This is a genomic window from Nitrospina watsonii (genome assembly GCF_946900835.1).
Lineage (GTDB): Bacteria > Nitrospinota > Nitrospinia > Nitrospinales > Nitrospinaceae > Nitrospina > Nitrospina watsonii.
Genome location: NZ_OX336137.1, coordinates 52,911 through 65,902 on the forward strand (window position 1 = coordinate 52,911; position 12,992 = coordinate 65,902).

The following is a 12,992-nucleotide window of genomic DNA, read 5'->3' on the forward strand; positions in this document are numbered from 1 at the left end:
CGATGGTTACTCCATTAGCTTTTTATATTCCCTCCCCTTCGCAAGGGGAGGATTGAGGAGGGGTTACTAATGATTCTTTCCTTACTTTAAGGAAGAAGACTCCAAAACCTCCCCTGTATCCCCTCCTTGGTAAGGAGGGGATGTTATGCGGACAACGCCCAGGGCGAGTGATCGCGCGATGGTGTTTATCCTCCCCTCCTTTTCAAGGAGGGGATTGAGGGGAGGTTAGCGATGCCCCGACCTCTTTTTTCTTAGGATGGGAGCGCGCGCGGAGTGATGAACCGGTGAGGGTGATAAAAGATCAACCCATAGATTCTTCGCTTCGCTCAGAATGACATCGCTGTGGTGGTTTTGTCATTCTGAGGAGCCGCAGGCGACGTAGAATCTATGGGTTGATGGACTCCGCAAACGGAAGCTGAAGCTCAGTCTTCCTGGCGCGGCAGTTCGGTGACGGTGTGGCCGCCGGCTTCGTTGGCGGTGGCATTCAGGTATTCCGGCAGCTTGGTGCGGTCGTCGAGGATGGCGCGGCTCAGGCTGTCGGCGGCGAGGTTGGTGACGAGCGTCAGGTCGGCGCCACTGAAATTCGTGTCGTCCAGCACCGTCTCGCCGAAGTCGGCGCCGCGCAGGCTGGCGTCGGTGAAGTTGGCGCCGGTCAGGTCCGAGCCTTTGAAGAACGTGCGGTCGAGCACGCAGCTCCGGAAATCGGTTCCCTTCAAGGTCGCTTCCCGGAGGTCGCAGCCGGTCATGTTGCAGCCGTGCAGGTCGGTGCCGGTCATATCGGCTTTCGAGAAATTGGCTTTACTGAGGTGGGACTGCGGGATTTTGGCCCCCGCCAGATTGGCTCCGATCATGATGACGCGGCGCAGATCCGATTTATTGAGGCTGACGCCCTCCAAGTTGGCCTCGACCAGCTGGGCTTCAAAGAATTCCGTCCGCACCAGGTTCGCGCCCTGGAACTGGGCTTTTTTAATCAGAGCCTGCTGGAACTTGGCTCCGCTCAAATCGGTGTTGCGGAAGTTGACGCCGGAAAGGTTGGCGCGGGCGAAATCGGCGCGGATCAGCGATGCGCCGAAAAAATTCGCGCCGAACAGGTTGCTGCCCTTGAAGTAGCCGCCGTTGACCACGGCATTTTTGAAGCTGGCGCGTTTCAGGTTGCACCGCTCCAGGTCCACTTCCTTCAGGTAGCCTTCGCTCAGGTCGATGCCTTCGAGGTCGGACCTGTTGAGTTTGGCCCGCTCCAGATTTTTTTTGGACGCCTCGATTTTGGCTTTGTCCAGTTGACGCTGTTCGCCCATGCCCGTCTCCGTGTGCAATGAAGGCCCCTACTGTACCACGAAGCCGCACGCCAAAAAAGACGCACGCGGGGAGAACGCCACCGCCCTTCCCCGCGGCAGCCGTTACGGCACCTGCTCGATGTGCGGCAGGAACTTGCCGTTCATGGTGACCACCATGCGGTCCTCGCCCTTGTCGCCCTTCACCTTTTCGACCGTCAGTTTGAAGTCGATGGCGGACATGATGCCGTCGCCGAACTTCTCGTTCATCAAATCCTTGATCGCCTCGCCGTAGTGCAGGCAGACTTCCGTCATGCGGTACACGTTCGGTTCCTGGATCAGCATCGGATTGTACGAGCGCATCGGGCATTCTTTCATGCGCTCGATCAACTCCGAAGTCAAACCGGGCACGGCCTTGGCCAGTTTCTGGGCGGTGCCGTCCTTCAACTGCGCCTGATTGCGGAACAACTGCGCCACGTAGCCGTTGCACAGGCCGACGGCATTGGCGATCTCGTCGTAAGTGAGGCCGGAAGCTTTTTTGGCGTCCTGCAGGCGGCGAACGAATTCCGTCTTGTCCATGAGTCACGATCTCCTTAGGGAATGTGAGTTGCGTGGATTATTGAAGGGGGGTGGAAAGATTGTACCAACGGTTGCCACGGAGGGGGAAAAAAATTTTAATGCGCGTGTTGGAAAACAGGACGCTCCGTGAGGTAACGGGCGTCTTCATGCTTTCACGGCCCCTCCCCTTACCAAGGAGAGGGTTGGGTGGGGTTATGAAGCGCAACCCGTGAATACGGGTTGCAGTCAGCAATACCTCCCCTCGGTCCCCTCCTTGGAAAGGAGGGGACGGGAATAACGGGTCGCCCCCGCTCTATCTGTGTGCATCGGTGGTTCCTTTTTTTGCCTGTAAGCCGGAAACAAAAAAGCCCACCCGGGGCGGGGGTGGGCTTGCAAAATCGAGATGGTGCCGAAGGTCGGAGTCGAACCGACACGGGGTCGCCCCCACCGGATTTTGAGTCCGGCGCGTCTACCAATTCCACCACTTCGGCGCGTAGCCAGAAAAGTTACCACAACCCCGGCGAAAGAACAACGGCCAACCCGATGGCCTGGCGAGGAAAATAGCCCTGCGTCCGGTAGTAGATGATGACCTGGGTTGAGCGGTGAATTCTGTGTTTGGTCAAAGCGCATTCCCAGGTTATTGCAGCCCCGTCGTACTCCCTCCCCCTTGCCAAGGGAACCTTCGCATCAGTGCCTTGTAAAAAAGAAAAACATAGATTCTTCATCGCCTCCCTTACAGGGAGAGGAAGCGGGCTGATGCGTTTCCGTTCGAAACGGTGATCCACGGACGCAATTCCAATCGCCATGTTCCCTCCCCGCGTGGCGGGGCTCCTCAGAATGACATGCCGGGGCCGGAATTGTCATTCTGAGCGTCAGCGAAGAATCTATGTTCTGTTTTTTAAGGAAGGAAGAAGACTCCAAAACCTCCCCTGTATCCCCTCCTTGGTAAGGAGGGGATGAACCAGGAACGGATTATTGATTCACCCTCAGCCCAGCCGGTCACTCCGTGAGTGTCCCCCATCACTGCCTAAGGAGCCGGGATTTCGAGGCCGGGCGGGGGTGGCTCGGATTTCTTGGTTTTCTGGAAGCGCTGGGCGGCGATCTTCCACTGCCGGGCGTTGGCGTTGTCGGGATCGATCTCCAGCAGCCGGTCGCAGTATTCGATGGCGTCTTCGTAGTGCTGCATCAGCATGCTCGAACTGATGAGGTTGTTGAGGATGGGGAGGGAGCGGTCGTCCACCTGGTAGGCCTGCTGGAAAGCAACGTCGGCGAAGAAGAAACTCTTCATATCCCAGTACACCTCCCCCATTTTGTTGAGGGCTTCGGCGTTGCCCGGTTCCTTTTTGACGACGAGGCGGAACTGCTTCAAGGCGTCGTCCAGCCGCCCGGCCTGATGGTAAGCGCGCCCGAGCAGGAAGTAGTATTTGCCCGGCAGCTTCTCGCCCTGGATGACGCGTTCCAGAAAGGGCGCCGCTTTCGCACCCTGTTGCTGTTCCACCAGCGCCCGCCCGGCGTTGTAAAAGGCGACCGGATTTTGCGTGCCCTCATGGATGGCTGCCTCGAACTGTTCGATGGCGGGCTCCAACCGTTTCTGTTCCATGTACAGCAGGCCCAGCCTGAGGCGCAGGGATTCGTGCTCGGGGTGGAGCGCCAGCGCGGCTTTCAGCGCCCGCTCGGCGTTGTCCGGCTGGTTTGCGTTTTCATAAAAGGAGGCCAGGTGCAGGGTGGCCTGCGGTTGACCCGGCGCTTGCGCCAACACGTCCTGCCACAATCGTTCTTCCGACTGGAACACGGTGCCGCGCACCACGGTCAGCATCAGCAAGCCCCCGATCACCAGTCCGCCGGCGACCGTCAGGGTGCGGCGCGGCCGCTCGCGGGTGAGGCGGATCAGGCCCCAGGCGGCGAACAGGTGCAGTCCCAGTCCCGGCAGGTAAAACCGCGACTCGGAAACTACCGGGTCGAGCGGCACCAGGCTGGACGTGGGCAACAGGGTGACGAGGGTCCAGATCAACCCGAAGCGCAGCAGCGGCGAATCGGTTTTCTTCCAGGCAAGGTAAGCGGCGGTCGCCGTCAATACCAGAGCCCCCCACAGGCCGGGATCGGACAACCCGCCGGGCGCGAACTCGGGCTGGAAATTGAGCTGGAACGGCAGCACGTATTTCCATCCGTAGAAAAACCACCAGGCCTCGACCTGCGTCGCCAGGTAGCGCCAGCGGTCCAGAGCGGCGGCGTCCCCGGTCCCCGGCAGGCGCGGGTCATCCAGCGGCACGCGCCAGGCCATGTAGAGCAGGATCGGGATCAGTACGGCGAGGCTGATCTTGAGTTCTTTTTTGAGGGAGGGGTCGTTGCCGAACAGGATGAGGTACACGATGGCCATCACCGGCAGGGTGACCGCCGCCGCATGCGCGCCCAGGGCCAGTAGAAAACAGGCTGCGGCCAGCAGCATCCAGGCCGGACCGCGAAAACTTTTCGGCTGTTCCTGCCGGAGGCGCGCGAACCGGGCAACCCCGAGCATGGCCGCAAGATAAAACAGCGTGGCCAGCAGGTGGCCGCGATCGGACAGGTACGTCACCGCCTGCACGTTCAACGGATGCACCAGATAGAGGGCCGCTGCGAGTGCGGGCAGGGGCGTCCATTCGGCCTTCGGCCGGTCGCGGGTGCGTCCGCTGCATTCGACCAGCAACAGGTAAAACAGGAGCGCCGCCGCCACGTGGATCAGGATGTTGACCAGATGGAATCCCAACGCGTCGTCCCCGCCCAGGGCGCGGTTGACCGCATAGGAGAAAAACAGCACCGGCTGCTGCAACAGGTTTTTCAACTCCAGCGCCTGCCAGCCCTGGCTCAGGCTTGCCGTGCGCGGGTCGTCGAGGATGAAATGCGGGTCTTCATGCAAAAATGGTGAGGTCAGCGTCACCGCCCACGCCGCCATCCCCAGCACGCCAAGCAGCAGGAACGATTGCAGATGCTGTTTGATACCGCCTTGAATCATAAAACCCATCTGGTATATTTTGAAGACTCGGGCAAAAATTATTTATAATAAAGTGGCCGATATGGTTCCATACCGTTTACAATATTCTAAAAAACGGTTCATTATAAAACCATATTAACCGAAAAGAAGCCAAGTTGGGATGCGGCGGCGAGGACGCGACCGCCGGGCCAGGCTTCCAGCGAGGATGAATTGACCCGATTGAACCACAACCCGGCCCTTCTGTCACCCGAATCATGAAACAGATCAATCAGTTTGCCAACATCCTGACGATCCGCAACATCTCGTCGTTGTTCAAGACCACGTTCGGCGAGGTCGATGCCCTGTTGAAGATTTCCCTGGAGACGGGGCTCGACGTGGTGGGGTGCCGCAATGCGTCGCTGCTGATGTTTAATGAGCAGACCAAGACCCTGCAATTTTACCAGGCCTCGGGCGAAGACACCGACAAGCTGAAGATGGTGGAGTTGCCGCTGGGCGTGGGCATCGCCGGCCTCGTGGCCAAGACCGGGGAGCCGATCATCTCCAACAACGTGCGCAAGGACGAACGCTGGTTCCGCGAAGTCAGTGAAATGACCGACATGGACGTCCAGTCCATCGCCTGCTTCCCGCTGACCCTCGACGGCAAGGTGCTGGGCGTGGTGCAGATGCTGGACAAGGAAGACGACACGCCGTTCGATGAAGCCGACCACGTCTTTCTCGACCGGTTCGCCCGCATGATGGCGTTGTTCCTCAACTTCACCCGCAACAACGAGATGCTGGGTGAAGAGTTCGACCGCCTGCAGGAGAAGTACCGCAAGCGTTATTCCATCGTCGGCGAAAGCGCCACCCTGCGCCGCGCCATCAGCCAGGCGGAGCGCGTGGCCAACTCCAAGGCGGCGGTGTTGATCACCGGCGAAAGCGGCACCGGCAAAGAGTTGTTCGCGCACCTCATTCACGACCGCAGTTCGCGGCAGATGCATCCGTTCATCTCCATCAGTTGCGGCGCGCTGCCCGGATCGATTCTGGAACGCGAGTTGTTCGGCCACGAGAAGGGCGCGTTCACCGGCGCGGACAGCCGCAAGATCGGCCTGTTCGAAGCCGCCGACAAGGGCACCCTGTTTCTGGACGAGATCGGTGAGATGCCGCTCGACATGCAGGTGAAACTGCTGCGCGTCATTCAGGAAGAATCGTTCATGCGGCTGGGCGATACGGCGACGACGCAGGTGGACGTGCGCATCATTTCCGCCACCAACCGCGACCTCGAAAAAATGGTGCAGGAAGGCACGTTCCGGCAGGATTTGTTTTACCGCCTCAATGTCATCAATATCGAGTTGCCGCCCTTGCGCGACCGCCACGAGGACATTCAGGACCTCGTGCATTACTTCATCCGCAAGCACACGCCGGAAGGCGAAGCCCCGAAAAAATTTCCAAAAGCACTGCTCTCGCATCTGGAAGGCTACCACTGGCCGGGCAATATCCGGCAACTGGAAAACGCCGTGGAGCGCGCCATCGTGCTCGAAGAAGGGAATGAGTTGAATACGGAAAGCTTTCCGTTTGAATCGACGAAAGCGCCGCTGGATGTGGAGGTGGGGGCGACGCTCAAGGACGCCACCGACACCTTCCGCCGCTCGTTCATCCTCAACACGCTCAAGTCCACCAGTGGTAACCGCACCAAGGCGGCGCAGATACTGGACGTGCAACGGTCTTATCTATCGCGGCTGATCAAGGAATTGAACATCGCCTGAATCACGTTTTCTCAGGGGGAGTCGTGAAAACCAGAAGCGCTGAAGAGTTTGTCCGCAATCAGGAAAAAGTGTATGCGCTGGCGCGCAACTTTTTCGCCATTCATGATGCGCTGACCGATCCCGACAAATCGTTCCGCGACATCAGCCGCATCATCGGCTGCGATGCCGGGTTTTCGGCGCGATTGCTCAAAGTGGTCAACAGTCCTTTTTACGGTTTCGAGCGCAAGATCGAAAGCCTCGATCACGCCATCGCCCTCGTCGGCACGGAACCTCTGGCTGACCTGCTGTTTTCGATGGCGGTGATCCAGAGCTTTCGCGGCATCCCGCACGAACTGTTCAACGAAGACCTGTTCTGGCGGCACAGCGTGGCCTGCGGTGTGCTGGCCCGGCACCTGGCGGTGCGTAATGGACGCGACCGCCCCGCCCGCTATTACCTGATAGGTGTGTTGCACGACATGGGCCGGGTGCTGTTGTGTGTGCGCGAACCCACCACCGTCGCCACCATTCTGAAACTCCGGGCGTCCGGCGGACAGGAGTTGTGCCTGCTCGAACGCGAACAACTGGGCTTCGACCACGCCGAGGTGGGGGCGGCCCTGTTGCAGGTCTGGGGCCTGCCGTCGCTGCACGTCGAAAGCATCCGCTGGCACCACCAGCCGGACGAGGGAGGAGACCATGCCGATGACGCCCGCATTCTGGCTGCGGCCGATGTGTTGTGCCACCAGTTGGAGTTCAGCGCCGACAACGAGCGCGGCCACCGCCCCCTGCCCCCGGACTACTGGAAACAGGTTGGGGTGACCCCGGAAGAACTGCCTCAATTGAAAGAGCGCATCCAACCGGAGTTCCAATCCCTGCTAGACCTCGTGGGATAAACGTCCCCCAGCCGGTCGAAACTTTTGGGCGAACCGGTTCCAATCCTTCCCGGTTCTGGTATGATGAAGCCGATTTTTTTGGCCCGGTTCCCCGGTCACTGCAACCCATACTCTCGAATTCATTCATGACACTCATCGACGGCAAACTCGTCTCCTCGGTCATCAAGGACCGCGTCCAGATCCAGGTGGCGGATCTTAAAAATAAATCCGGCAAGGTGCCGGGCCTGGCGGTGGTGCTGGTCGGCGAAGATCCGGCCTCCGCCGTGTACGTAAAAAATAAGAACAAAACCTGCGAGGCGATGGGATTCCAGTCGCTGTCGCACACCCTGCCGGCGGACACGGACGAGGCCACGCTGCTGCAGCTGATCGCCACGCTCAACCAGGACGAGGCGGTGCATGGCATCCTCGTGCAACTGCCGCTGCCCAAGCAGATCGATTCCCAGCGCGTGCTGGAAGCCATCGATCCGCGCAAGGATGTGGACGGGTTTCATCCGGTCAACGTCGGCTACCTGACTTCCGGGGTCAAAACGCTTGCTCCGTGCACGCCCGCGGGTATTATAGAAATGCTGGACCATTACAAGATCGATATCGAGGGCAAACGCGCGGTGATCATCGGTCGCAGCAACATCGTCGGCAAACCGATGGCCATGCTGCTGCTGCAACGCCACGCCACGGTGACGATCTGCCATTCGCGCACGAAAGACTTGCCCGCGGTGGCCAGGGAAGCGGACATCGTGGTCGGCGCCATCGGCAAACCGCGCTTCGTCACCGCCGACTTCGTGAAAGACGGCGCGGTGGTGATCGACGTCGGCATCAACCGCGTGGACGGCAAGCTGGTGGGCGACGTGGATTTCGACAAGGTGGCGGAGAAGTGTTCATACATCACCCCGGTGCCCGGCGGCGTCGGGCCCATGACCATCGCCATGCTCATGCAGAACACGCTGACCGCGTTCAAGACCATCCACAACCTGTAAACCCGTACCGGCGCAGGCAGGCCGCAGGGGAGTTAATTAAATAGGGAATGATCGGGAGGGGGTCTATATGCCGATAGTACCGCGTTGGATATTTAATTTTGCCGACAATCTATTTGGGTCCCTTATTTTTTTTATTATTGGGTACATTTTTTTAAGAAAGAAGTTTACTACAGGAATCAGATTGACCTCATTCATTATCGGAGCCCATAGTGGGTTGTTGGGATTTGCTTTAACCCATTTACATCAATGGACTGACCAAGGGACTATTTCAGATAAGGATGCTCTTGGGGCTTTGATGAATATAATCTCATGGGCTTTAATTGGTTTTGCGGTTGGCGTCCATTTTCGGTCCAAGGCTAAAGCTCAAGAACCCTCCTGAAGCTCCATCATTAATTAATCCATAATTTGGGTGATCCAAAACAAAATTTAAGGACACACCGCATGGCCCTCATCTCCCCGGACCGGTCGGACGCTCCCCTCGAAGACGAAAGCGGCCACGTCTTCACCGTCGGCGAACTCACGCGCACCATTCGCTCGCTTCTGGAGCAGGCGTTTGAGATGGTGTGGGTGGAAGGCGAGATTTCCAATTACACCGTCGCCAACTCCGGCCACGCCTATTTCAGCCTGAAAGACGACAAGGCGCAGGTGCGCTGCGTGTTCTTCCGCGGCAACCGCATGCGCGTGAAATTCAAACCCGGCGACGGCGACCAGGTGCTGGTGTGCGGCCGGCTCAACGTGTACGAACCGCGTGGCGAGTACCAGATCGTGGTGGACTCGCTGGAGCCGCGCGGGCTGGGCGCGTTGCAGAAAGCCTTCGAACAGCTTAAAGAAAAATTGCAGAAGGAAGGCCTGTTCGACGAGGCCAGGAAGCAACCCATTCCCGAATTTCCGTGGCGCGTCGGCATCGTGACGTCGCCGACGGGTGCGGCCATCCGCGACATTGTGAATGTCATCCAGCGCAGGAACCCGAAAATCTCGGCGCTGCTCTATCCCGTCAAGGTGCAGGGCGACGGCGCGGCGGAAGAGGTCGCCGAGGCCATCCGCTACATGAACACCATCGAGGATCTGGATGTGCTCATTGTCGGGCGCGGCGGCGGCTCGATCGAAGACCTGTGGGCGTTCAACGAGGAAGTGGTGGCGCGCGCCATTTACGCGTCGGAGTTGCCGGTGATCTCCGCCGTCGGCCATGAAATCGATTTCACCATCGCTGATTTCGTCGCCGACCTGCGTGCGCCGACCCCGTCGGCGGCGGCGGAACTTGCGGTGCCGCGTCTTAAAGATGTGATGGAGGATTTGAGCTGGTTGATCAATTCGTTGATCGACGGCATGGACGACGAGATCGGCGAATACAAGGATCACTTGAGGCGGCTCATCGATCGGCGTTTTTTCCGCGAGCCGCAACGCATTCTCGAAGGTCCGGCGCAGCGCCTCGACGAAATATCGCAACGCCTGCTGCGCGGGCTCGATCAATGGGTCGTGGTGCAGCGCCACCGCGCCGTCAGCACCGTGCACCGGCTCATGCAGGCGTCGCCCCAATGGGATATCAAAAACGGTGAGGACAAACGCGCCGGTCTCGAACACCGGCTGATCAAGCAGATGGCGTCGCAATCGCGCTGGCACCGGCAGCGATTCGAAGGCGTCGCCAAAAACCTGAATGCGCTCAGTCCGCTATCGATTTTGGATCGGGGCTACAGCATCACCACCGATACCCAATCCGGCAAGGCGGTGAAGGCGAGCGGTGAGGTGAAGCCGGGTGATAAAGTCGAAGTGCGTCTGTCGAAAGGAAAGCTCGACTGCACGGTGGACGGGACGAATGAGTGAAACGGATTTTTGGAGGTAGTACGGATTATTAGCCAATCGAAAGTCGGCTTTCAATGTTCCCTCCCCTTTACAACGGGCACTCGCAGAGTGACGGGTGGGTGGGGTAAGGAAGGGAGTTCCAAAACCTCCCCTCATTCCCCTCCTTGGTAAGGAGGGGAGGCAAAACTTGGGGTTTTCTATTACTTCCACTGTATTAACGGAGTCCATATATGGCGGAGATGAAGTTTGAAAAGGCGTTGCAACGGCTGGAGCAGATTGTCGCCGAACTGGAAAAAGGCGAGCTCGACATCGACAAGTCGCTGCAGATTTTTGAAGAAGGCATCAAGATGTCGCGCATCTGTTCGAAGAAGTTGCAGGAAGCGGAACAGAAGATCGAAACGCTGACGCGCAACCAGAAGGGTGAACTGGTGGCGGAACTGTTCGGCGGCGAAGCGGCGCTGGATGCGGATGACGACGAAGACGACGATGACGAAGAAGAAGACAGTTAAACTGCGGCTCGACCAGTTGCTGGTAAAAAAAAACTGGTCACATCGCGCGAACGCGCGCAGGGGTTGATCCTCGCCGGGCGTGTGCGCCTGGGCGATGAGGTGTTGGACAAGCCCGGCCGCATGCTGGCGGAAGACGCGCCGCTTGCGGTTGAAGACCCGAATCCCTTCGTCAGCCGGGGTGGCGTCAAACTGGCACACGCGCTCACCACGTTCGGCGTTTCGGCCACCGGCAAAACGGCGGCGGACATCGGCGCGTCCACCGGCGGCTTCACCGATTGCCTGCTGCAAAACGGCGCGAAGAAAGTGTATGCCTTCGATGTCGGCTACGGCCAGCTCGACTGGAAACTGCAAAGCGACGACCGCGTGGTGCTCTGCGACCGCTTCAATGCGCGGCATCTTAAGCTGGAGGATGTGGACGGGGAAGCGGTGGGCCTCGCGGTGATCGACGTGTCGTTCATCTCGCTGAAGCTCATCCTGCCTGCCGTGTTCGCGGTGATGAAAGAAGAAGGCGACCTCGTTGCGCTGGTCAAACCGCAGTTCGAGGTGGGTAAAGACGAAGTCGAGCACAAGGGCATCATCCGCGATCCCGCCAAGCACGAAAAAGTGCTCACCGATTTGACGGCGTTCGTGGTGGCGCAGGGCTGGGTCGCGTGCGGCCTCACCGCCTCGCCCATCACCGGGCAAAAGGGCAACCGCGAATATTTACTGCATTGCGTGGCCGCCGGACGCGGCGAGGCCATCGAACCCGCACACATCACGAAAGAGGTGCAGGCATGATTCTGAGCGGCGACGACATTCACAAGGCCCTCGCGGACGGGCGCATGATCGTCGAGCCCGCGCCGGCGAAGGAAAACATCGACACCACGTCGATCGACCTGCATCTTGGCGAGCCGCTCTGGATCTGGAAACCGGAATACGAGCCTTACGGCGTTTCCAGCATCACCGTCAATCCGGAGCATTTCGATTACCGTCAGTTCAGCGACCAGTATTTGATTGAAGTGCCGAAAGATGAGAAAGGCTGCTACCGCCTCGAACCCAAACGCATCTACCTGGGCTCGACGTTTGAGAAAGTCGAGTTCCCGCCCGGTTCGCGGCTGGCGGGTCGCGTCGAAGGCAAAAGCCGCATCGCGCGGCTCGGCCTCATGGTGCACATGACCGCGCCGATGATACACTGCGGCACCGGCCTCGGCATCATCACCCTGGAGATGCTCAACCACGGTCCGTTCGTCATTGAAGCCAAACCCGGCGAGACGCGCATCTGCCAACTCGTGCTGGAGGAAGTGACCAGCGACCCCGGCGACCGCTCCGGCCGCCAGTTCCACAAACAAAAAGACGCGAAGGGTTGACCGGACTGCGTCCGGAGACACCGGGCCTCGCCCGGAGGAAGTTGGCTACTGCCCAGTGGTCGCTACGATGGCCGGTGGGCGCGCTCCTCTACGAGGAGGAGAAATGGGCTATTGCCCAGTAGTCCCGGCGATGGCCGGTGGGCGCATTCGAAAAGACTCCCTCTCCCTTGATGGGAGAGGGTTGGGGTGAGGGTGATTAATAAGTCTTCTTTCCTTATATCCCCTGTTCCCTCCGGGTGTGGCCCGGCTCCTCAGAATGACAGGTTGGGGTCTGAACTGTCATTCTGAGCGTCAGCGAAGAATCGATGTTTTGTTTTTTAAGGAAGAAGGCTCCAACCCCCCCCCTCAGTCTCCTCCTTGGTAAGGAGGGGAGAAATTCAACTGTGAGAAAAGACCCGCTTCAATGATCCCTCCCCTTTCCAAGGGACACACGGAGTGACGGGTTGGGTGGGGTAATGGGATTTTTTATAACTCGTCTTTGTAAACAATGAACGCGTTTTTGGGATAGACGAGGTGGGTTTCGCCCCACTGGTGGGCGGTGGTGAGGCTCCAGTCGGATTCGTCTTCCAGCTCTTTCAGGCGCAGGCCACCGGTGCCTCCGTAGATGAGCAGCGCCACGCCGTCGCCCGACTCCTCGACGCGGCAAGCGTACGCCGGGCAGGGGGCGTTGGTCTCCGCATCCCATCCGGTCACCTGCACCGGCTGGTCCGATCCCTGCACGGGGTACTTGATGGCGTACACCTCGCGCGGGGCATCCATCTCGCGGTACAGCATGCTGAACGGCCGATCGACATTGCCGCAGGGTTCGACTTCAAGGAACATAAAATTGGCCTTGTAACAGCATCCTGCTTTCCCGGGCAGGAAAATTTTTATTCCTTCTCCCCTGGTGGGAGAAGGTTAGGATGAGGGGGGATCAATGAGATCTCCCTGCTAAACATAGTAAGTTTTGTTTTAC

At 59.0% G+C, this 12,992-nt stretch carries 13 protein-coding genes and 1 tRNA gene; 8 read left to right on the forward strand and 6 right to left on the reverse strand.

The window, feature by feature from the left end:
- Nucleotides 1-422: 422 nt before the first annotated feature.
- The 5 genes from QML71_RS00260 to QML71_RS00280 all read right to left on the reverse strand — a co-directional run bounded on the left by QML71_RS00260 (nt 423) and on the right by QML71_RS00280 (nt 4,818).
- Nucleotides 423-1,295, reverse strand: coding sequence for a pentapeptide repeat-containing protein (locus tag QML71_RS00260; RefSeq protein WP_282009891.1), 873 nt, complete (start codon nt 1,293-1,295; stop codon nt 423-425).
- Between the two features lie 102 nt (nt 1,296-1,397).
- A complete protein-coding gene (cynS, locus tag QML71_RS00265) occupies nt 1,398-1,850 on the reverse strand; it encodes a cyanase (protein WP_282009892.1) in 453 nt (150 codons plus the stop codon).
- A 383-nt stretch (nt 1,851-2,233) separates the two neighbouring features.
- A tRNA-Leu gene (locus tag QML71_RS00270) sits at nt 2,234-2,320 on the reverse strand.
- A 15-nt stretch (nt 2,321-2,335) separates the two neighbouring features.
- Entirely contained in the window at nt 2,336-2,635 is a 300-nt protein-coding gene (locus tag QML71_RS00275) for a hypothetical protein (RefSeq protein WP_282009893.1), read from the reverse strand.
- A gap of 221 nt (nt 2,636-2,856) precedes the next feature.
- Nucleotides 2,857-4,818 carry a tetratricopeptide repeat protein gene (locus QML71_RS00280; protein ID WP_282009894.1) on the reverse strand — a complete coding sequence of 654 codons (1,962 nt, stop codon included), beginning with the start codon at nt 4,816-4,818 and terminating at the stop codon, nt 2,857-2,859.
- 233 nt (nt 4,819-5,051) lie between these two features.
- Between QML71_RS00280 and QML71_RS00285 the strand changes: the two genes are divergently transcribed.
- The 8 genes from QML71_RS00285 (at nt 5,052) to QML71_RS00320 (ending at nt 12,037) form a co-directional block, all read left to right on the forward strand.
- Nucleotides 5,052-6,539 (forward strand): sigma-54 interaction domain-containing protein, encoded by a 1,488-nt coding sequence (locus QML71_RS00285; RefSeq protein WP_282009895.1) that lies wholly within the window; start codon nt 5,052-5,054, stop codon nt 6,537-6,539.
- Between the two features lie 23 nt (nt 6,540-6,562).
- The gene (locus QML71_RS00290; RefSeq protein WP_282009896.1) at nt 6,563-7,408 is read left to right on the forward strand and encodes an HDOD domain-containing protein; all 846 of its coding nucleotides are present in this window, start codon (nt 6,563-6,565) and stop codon (nt 7,406-7,408) included.
- 125 nt (nt 7,409-7,533) lie between these two features.
- Entirely contained in the window at nt 7,534-8,382 is an 849-nt protein-coding gene (gene folD, locus QML71_RS00295) for a bifunctional methylenetetrahydrofolate dehydrogenase/methenyltetrahydrofolate cyclohydrolase FolD (protein WP_282009897.1), read from the forward strand.
- A gap of 67 nt (nt 8,383-8,449) precedes the next feature.
- On the forward strand, nt 8,450-8,761 hold the full coding sequence (locus tag QML71_RS00300) for a hypothetical protein (protein WP_282009898.1): 312 nt from the start codon (nt 8,450-8,452) through the stop codon (nt 8,759-8,761).
- A gap of 62 nt (nt 8,762-8,823) precedes the next feature.
- Nucleotides 8,824-10,203, forward strand: a complete 1,380-nt coding sequence (xseA, locus tag QML71_RS00305; RefSeq protein ID WP_282009899.1) for an exodeoxyribonuclease VII large subunit — start codon at nt 8,824-8,826, stop codon at nt 10,201-10,203.
- A 209-nt stretch (nt 10,204-10,412) separates the two neighbouring features.
- Nucleotides 10,413-10,691 carry an exodeoxyribonuclease VII small subunit gene (locus QML71_RS00310; RefSeq protein ID WP_282009900.1) on the forward strand — a complete coding sequence of 93 codons (279 nt, stop codon included), beginning with the start codon at nt 10,413-10,415 and terminating at the stop codon, nt 10,689-10,691.
- Between the two features lie 63 nt (nt 10,692-10,754).
- Nucleotides 10,755-11,468, forward strand: a complete 714-nt coding sequence (locus QML71_RS00315) for a TlyA family RNA methyltransferase (RefSeq protein ID WP_345742305.1) — start codon at nt 10,755-10,757, stop codon at nt 11,466-11,468.
- Nucleotides 11,465-12,037, forward strand: coding sequence for a dCTP deaminase (locus tag QML71_RS00320; RefSeq protein WP_282009901.1), 573 nt, complete (start codon nt 11,465-11,467; stop codon nt 12,035-12,037). Before QML71_RS00315 ends, QML71_RS00320 begins: the two co-directional genes overlap by 4 nt.
- Nucleotides 12,038-12,502: 465 nt before the next feature.
- On the opposite strand, the gene QML71_RS00325 is transcribed toward QML71_RS00320, so the two are convergent.
- Nucleotides 12,503-12,859: a hypothetical protein gene (locus QML71_RS00325; RefSeq protein ID WP_282009902.1), complete on the reverse strand. Its 357-nt coding sequence runs from the start codon at nt 12,857-12,859 to the stop codon at nt 12,503-12,505.
- Between the last annotated feature and the right edge of the window lie 133 nt (nt 12,860-12,992).

Bases quoted from the DNA above. Each gene is read 5' to 3' on its own strand.
- cynS (WP_282009892.1), bottom strand. From the start codon at position 1,850: ATGGACAAGACGGAATTCGTTCGCCGCCTGCAGGACGCCAAAAAAGCT.
- folD (WP_282009897.1), top strand. From the start codon at position 7,534: ATGACACTCATCGACGGCAAACTCGTCTCCTCGGTCATCAAGGACCGC.
- xseA (WP_282009899.1), top strand. From the start codon at position 8,824: ATGGCCCTCATCTCCCCGGACCGGTCGGACGCTCCCCTCGAAGACGAA.
- QML71_RS00280 (WP_282009894.1), bottom strand. From the start codon at position 4,818: ATGATTCAAGGCGGTATCAAACAGCATCTGCAATCGTTCCTGCTGCTT.
- QML71_RS00285 (WP_282009895.1), top strand. From the start codon at position 5,052: ATGAAACAGATCAATCAGTTTGCCAACATCCTGACGATCCGCAACATC.
- QML71_RS00260 (WP_282009891.1), bottom strand. From the start codon at position 1,295: ATGGGCGAACAGCGTCAACTGGACAAAGCCAAAATCGAGGCGTCCAAA.
- QML71_RS00320 (WP_282009901.1), top strand. From the start codon at position 11,465: ATGATTCTGAGCGGCGACGACATTCACAAGGCCCTCGCGGACGGGCGC.
- QML71_RS00325 (WP_282009902.1), bottom strand. From the start codon at position 12,859: ATGTTCCTTGAAGTCGAACCCTGCGGCAATGTCGATCGGCCGTTCAGC.
- QML71_RS00300 (WP_282009898.1), top strand. From the start codon at position 8,450: ATGCCGATAGTACCGCGTTGGATATTTAATTTTGCCGACAATCTATTT.
- QML71_RS00275 (WP_282009893.1), bottom strand. From the start codon at position 2,635: ATGGCGATTGGAATTGCGTCCGTGGATCACCGTTTCGAACGGAAACGC.
- QML71_RS00310 (WP_282009900.1), top strand. From the start codon at position 10,413: ATGGCGGAGATGAAGTTTGAAAAGGCGTTGCAACGGCTGGAGCAGATT.